This is a genomic window from Paenibacillus sp. 01T47 (genome assembly GCF_056398245.1).
The window spans coordinates 1-5723 of sequence record NZ_JBFTPA010000051.1 but is presented as its reverse complement, the minus strand read 5'-3'; the positions used below and the strand labels follow the sequence as shown (position 1 = coordinate 5723).

The 5723-nt window shown below is 56.3% G+C and carries 3 rRNA genes; all 3 read right to left on the bottom strand.

Annotated features, from left to right (window positions below):
* Positions 1–43 precede the first annotated feature (43 nt).
* The 3 genes from rrf to AC1DOV_RS34380 all read right to left on the bottom strand — a co-directional run bounded on the left by rrf (position 44) and on the right by AC1DOV_RS34380 (position 5531).
* Positions 44–160 (bottom strand): 5S ribosomal RNA (gene rrf / locus AC1DOV_RS34390).
* Between the two features lie 163 nt (positions 161–323).
* Positions 324–3461, bottom strand: a 23S ribosomal RNA gene (locus AC1DOV_RS34385).
* A gap of 548 nt (positions 3462–4009) precedes the next feature.
* A 16S ribosomal RNA gene (locus AC1DOV_RS34380) occupies positions 4010–5531 on the bottom strand.
* The 16S, 23S and 5S rRNA genes sit together here, the layout of an rRNA operon.
* Positions 5532–5723: the final 192 nt, after the last annotated feature.

Below are 5723 nucleotides of genomic sequence, written 5' to 3'. Positions count from 1 at the left end.
CAGGCCCCGGCACTGGTGTGTCGGGGCCTGACCGTTAATGGTTGTCCGGCGGTGTCCTACTCTCCCACACCCTCCCGGGTGCAGTACCATCGGCGCTGTGGGTCTTAGCTTCCGGGTTCGGAATGGGACCGGGCGTTTCCCCCACGCTATGACCGCCGTAACCCTGTTACCCGGTCCTCCGCACGGGGTGCGGGGCGGGAAGTCTGTGTGGTTACAACTTCGGTTCCCTGGGGAACTGTGGTGTTGTTATTCAGTTGTTGGTTCCGTCGAACGGTTTGTTGTTCGGGAACCACATAGTGGACGCAAGCAGTGATCGTGTTTGTGTGGTGTAAGTTGTCGGCCTATTAGTACCGGTCAGCTTCAACAGTCGTTGGTCCTGTCTTCCACATCCGGCCTATCAACCCAGTGGTCTGGCTGGGGGCCTCTCACACACGAGGTGTCTGGAAATCTCATCTTGAAGCGAGCTTCCCGCTTAGATGCTTTCAGCGGTTATCCCATCCGAACGTAGCTAATCAGCGGTGCACTTGGCAGTACAACTGACACACCAGAGGTTCGTCCGTCCCGGTCCTCTCGTACTAAGGACAGCCCTTCTCAAATTTCCTGCGCGCGCAGCGGATAGGGACCGAACTGTCTCACGACGTTCTAAACCCAGCTCGCGTACCGCTTTAATGGGCGAACAGCCCAACCCTTGGGACCTACTCCAGCCCCAGGATGCGACGAGCCGACATCGAGGTGCCAAACCATGCCGTCGATATGGACTCTTGGGCAAGATCAGCCTGTTATCCCCGAGGTACCTTTTATCCGTTGAGCGACGGCCATTCCACAATGTACCGCCGGATCACTAGTCCCGACTTTCGTCCCTGCTTGAGATGTCTCTCTCACAGTCAAGCTCCCTTGTGCACTTACACTCGACACCTGATTGCCAACCAGGCTGAGGGAACCTTTGGGCGCCTCCGTTACTTTTTAGGAGGCAACCGCCCCAGTTAAACTACCCATCAGGCACTGTCCCTGACCCGGATCACGGGCCGAAGTTAGATGTCCAAAGTGACCAGAGTGGTATTTCAACGATGACTCCACCCCCACTGGCGTGAGGGCTTCAACGTCTCCCACCTATCCTACACAAGCCACTCCGAACACCAATACCAAACTATAGTAAAGGTCTCGGGGTCTTTCCGTCCTGCTGCGCGTAACGAGCATCTTTACTCGTACTGCAATTTCGCCGAGTTTATGGTTGAGACAGCGGGGAAGTCGTTACTCCATTCGTGCAGGTCGGAACTTACCCGACAAGGAATTTCGCTACCTTAGGATGGTTATAGTTACCACCGCCGTTTACTGGGGCTTAAATTCTCAGCTTCGCCTTGCGGCTAACCGGTCCTCTTAACCTTCCAGCACCGGGCAGGAGTCAGTCCGTATACATCGTCTTGCGACTTCGCACGGACCTGTGTTTTTAGTAAACAGTCGCTTCCCCCTGRTCTCTGCGGCCCCGATCCCCTCCCACCAGCAAGTGGTGTTCAAGGTTGGGGCCCCCCTTCTCCCGAAGTTACGGGGGCATTTTGCCGAGTTCCTTAACCATAATTCTCTCGATCGCCTTGGTATTCTCTACCTGATCACCTGTGTCGGTTTGGGGTACGGGCGGCTGGGACCTCGCGCCGATGCTTTTCTAGGCAGCATAGGATCACCGGATCCCCCCATGACGGGGGTCCCATCAGATCTCAGGAACGTCATCAAAGACACAGCGACGGATTTGCCTATCGCTGACCCTACATCCTTAGACCGGGGCAACCATCGCCCGGCCCGGCTACCTTCCTGCGTCACACCTGTTAATACGCTTACCTCCCGGGATCAGGTCCCGCGCTCGGCCAAAACCCGCACACCACAAGGGTGATTGGGCAGGCTCCGGGCGGTTAGTATCCCCCGCTTGGCATGGGCGGTCCTTCGCCGGTACGGGAATATCAACCCGTTGTCCATCGACTACGCCTGTCGGCCTCGCCTTAGGTCCCGACTTACCCAGGGCAGATTAGCTTGACCCTGGAACCCTTGATCATTCGGCGGACGGGTTTCTCACCCGTCTTTCGCTACTCATGCCTGCATTCTCACTCGTGTAGGCTCCACCGCTGGTTTACACCGCGACTTCACCGCCCACACGACGCTCCCCTACCACTCCAGACGACTGAACCACGAAGGCTTGCCACTGTCTGAAATCCACAACTTCGGCGGTGTACTTGAGCCCCGCTACATTGTCGGCGCGGAATCACTTGACCAGTGAGCTATTACGCACTCTTTCAAGGATGGCTGCTTCTAAGCCAACCTCCTGGTTGTCTTCGCAACTCCACATCCTTTCCCACTTAGCACACGCTTAGGGGCCTTAGTTGGTGGTCTGGGCTGTTTCCCTCTCGACTATGAAGCTTATCCCCCACAGTCTCACTGCTGCGCTCTCACTTACCGGCATTCGGAGTTTGGCTGACGTCAGTAACCTTGTAGGGCCCATCGGCCATCCAGTAGCTCTACCTCCGGCAAGAAACACGCAACGCTGCACCTAAATGCATTTCGGGGAGAACCAGCTATCACGGAGTTTGATTGGCCTTTCACCCCTACCCACAGCTCATCCCCTCCATTTTCAACTGAAGTGGGTTCGGTCCTCCACGACGTCTTACCGTCGCTTCAACCTGGCCATGGGTAGATCACTCCGCTTCGGGTCTAGATCACGCCACTACACTCGCCCTGTTCAGACTCGCTTTCGCTACGGCTACCCCACACGGGTTAACCTCGCGACGTAACACTAACTCGCAGGCTCATTCTTCAAAAGGCACGCCGTCACAGCTACAAGGCTGCTCCGACGGATTGTAAGCACACGGTTTCAGGTACTGTTTCACTCCCCTCCCGGGGTACTTTTCACCTTTCCCTCACGGTACTGGTCCGCTATCGGTCATTAGGAAGTATTTAGGCTTATCAGGTGGTCCTGACAGATTCACACGGGATTTCTCGGGCCCCGTGCTACTTGGGATCCTCTCCAGGCGGCACACAACATTACGGTTACGGGGCTCACACCCTCTACGGCCGGCCTTTCAAGACCGTTCACCTATGCCCATGCTCTCACCCCGCCGGTCCGGCAGAACCAGCACGGAAAGTCCCACAACCCCGCCCATGCAACGCCCGCCGGCTATCACACATGGAACGGTTTAGCCTCATCCGCGTTCGCTCGCCACTACTAACGGAATCACTCTTGTTTTCTCTTCCTGCGGGTACTGAGATGTTTCACTTCCCCGCGTTCCCCCCACGCACCCTATGTGTTCAGATGCGGGTCACCAGATCACGAAAAACGCGTCTGGCGGGGTTTCCCCATTCGGACATCCTGGGATCACCGTTCGGTTATCAACTCCCCCAGGCTTATCGCAGATTCCTACGTCCTTCTTCGGCTCCTAATGCCAAGGCATCCACCGTGTGCCCTTAAAAACTTGACCACACAAGATCAAACAAACACTCTCGAGAGAACCAGACCCCCCACAAAGGAAGGGCCGGGTTCATAAAAAGAAATTGCTGTAGACACAAACAGCACAAAGCCGCCTGTGTCAGATGCTCGCGTCCACTATGTAGTTCTCAAACAACAACCCCGTACCACACACCCCGCACGCCGACCCGCCCCACAACAAAGAGGACAGCCGCCACGCACGGAACCATGCAGCCAGGAAACCAGAAACACACAACACCGGAAAAACCACGCAACCCTCACAGGCCACGCACCCCGGCCCTGTTGCCTCAGGACCCAACAGTGTGCCAAACACGAAAACCGGCCCTCCCCGCCCCGCACCCTTCCACGACACCCCCACCCACAAAAAAGGGACAAGGACATCCGTACTAAGCACAGAACAAAAACAACCGGCCGCTATCTGCTGATATTCCACCCATGAGCACCCACCGCAGAACAGACGCCTGCGCAATGGGCTTTGCTTCCACACACCCCCGACCACAACCATGCGGACGGGACAGGGGCGATAATGGTGCTCCTTAGAAAGGAGGTGATCCAGCCGCACCTTCCGGTACGGCTACCTTGTTACGACTTAGTCCCAATCGCCGGTCCCACCTTCGACGGCTCCCCCCACAAGGGTTAGGCCACCGGCTTCGGGTGTTACCAACTTTCGTGACTTGACGGGCGGTGTGTACAAGGCCCGGGAACGTATTCACCGCAGCGTTGCTGATCTGCGATTACTAGCGACTCCGACTTCATGGGGTCGAGTTGCAGACCCCAATCCGAACTGAGACCGGCTTTTTGGGATTAGCTCCACCTCACAGTATCGCAACCCTTTGTACCGGCCATTGTAGCATGCGTGAAGCCCAAGACATAAGGGGCATGATGATTTGACGTCGTCCCCACCTTCCTCCGAGTTGACCCCGGCAGTCTCCTATGAGTCCCCGGCCGAACCGCTGGCAACATAGAACGAGGGTTGCGCTCGTTGCGGGACTTAACCCAACATCTCACGACACGAGCTGACGACAACCATGCACCACCTGTGAACCAGCCTCAAGAGGGGAACGCATCTCTGCGCTTTACTAGTCCATGTCAAGCCTTGGTAAGGTTCTTCGCGTTGCATCGAATTAATCCGCATGCTCCGCCGCTTGTGCGGGCCCCCGTCAATTCCTTTGAGTTTTAGCCTTGCGGCCGTACTCCCCAGGCGGGGCACTTAATGCGTTAGCTACGGCGCGGAAAACGTGGAATGTCCCCCACACCTAGTGCCCAACGTTTACGGCATGGACTACCAGGGTATCTAATCCTGTTCGCTCCCCATGCTTTCGCTCCTCAGCGTCAGTTAATGCCCAGAGACCTGCCTTCGCCATCGGTGTTCCTCCTGATATCTGCGCATTTCACCGCTACACCAGGAATTCCAGTCTCCCCTACATCACTCTAGTCTGCCCGTACCCACTGCAGAACCGGAGTTGAGCCCCGGTCTTTCACAGCAGACGCGACAAACCGCCTACGAGCTCTTTACGCCCAATAATTCCGGATAACGCTTGCGCCCTACGTATTACCGCGGCTGCTGGCACGTAGTTAGCCGGCGCTTCTTCTGCAGGTACCGTCACTTTCGCTTCTTCCCTACTGAAAGAGGTTTACAACCCGAAGGCCGTCATCCCTCACGCGGCGTCGCTGCATCAGGCTTCCGCCCATTGTGCAATATTCCCCACTGCTGCCTCCCGTAGGAGTCTGGGCCGTGTCTCAGTCCCAGTGTGGCCGGTCACCCTCTCAGGCCGGCTACCCGTCGTCGCCTTGGTAGGCCATTACCCCACCAACAAGCTGATAGGCCGCGAGTCCATCCAAAACCGCAAAAGCTTTCCACCACCACCGCATGCGCGGAATGGTCATATCCGGTATTAGACCCAGTTTCCCAGGCTTATCCCAGAGTCAAGGGCAGGTTACTCACGTGTTACTCACCCGTTCGCCACTAATCCCCSSWGCAAGCWSSRGATCATCGTTCGACTTGCATGTGTTAAGCACGCCGCCAGCGTTCATCCTGAGCCAGGATCAAACTCTCCGTTGAAGTAAAACAAAAACAGACACAACCACAACCACCGGAAATAACGACGGAAGAGCTGCACAAAATTTGAAACCAGCTGCAAAACCAGCCCCGCACCACGGAGGTGACACAGGACCAGCCAAAACAACCAATTCATAAAAACAAATCGGTATCAACAAACTTGGCACACTATTGAGTTCTCAAACAACAGACACA